Source organism: Myxococcus eversor (genome assembly GCF_010894455.1).
Lineage (GTDB): Bacteria > Myxococcota > Myxococcia > Myxococcales > Myxococcaceae > Myxococcus > Myxococcus eversor.
In genome coordinates this window covers 1-382 of the sequence record NZ_JAAIXY010000112.1, presented here as the reverse complement: position 1 = coordinate 382, position 382 = coordinate 1, and the positions used below count along the sequence as shown (strand labels likewise).

1 protein-coding gene is annotated in these 382 nt (G+C 75.7%); it reads left to right on the top strand.

From position 1 onward, the window contains the following. Positions 1-382, top strand: a 382-nt coding sequence (locus G4D83_RS45370) for a tetratricopeptide repeat protein (RefSeq protein ID WP_240357207.1), incomplete at both ends; no start/stop codon positions are given.

The window sequence follows — 382 nt, the reverse complement described above, 5'->3', positions numbered from 1 at the left end:
GGCCGGGCCACGCGCGATTTGGAGACGGTGCTGGCGAAGGACCCGGGCAACGTGTCCGCGATGCTGGTGCGCGCGGACCTCTTCCTGGATGACGGCCAGCCGGCCGCGGCGCTGGAGACGCTGAAGGCGGTGGACGCGACGAAGGGCCCACCCGCGTACCTCGTGTCGCTGACGCGGGCGCGCGCGGCGCTGGCGCTGGACGTGGAGTCGCTGGCGGAGGAGTCGCTGCAGGCCGCGCTGGATGCGCAGCCGGGCCTGTGTGAGGCGCTGGGACTCCAGTACAGCCTGGCGCGGCGGCGCGACGCGGTGGAGCGCGGGGACACGCTGGTGGAGGCGCAGCGCGGCTGCCCCGGCATGGTGGTGCGGCAGGCGGAGCACGCGC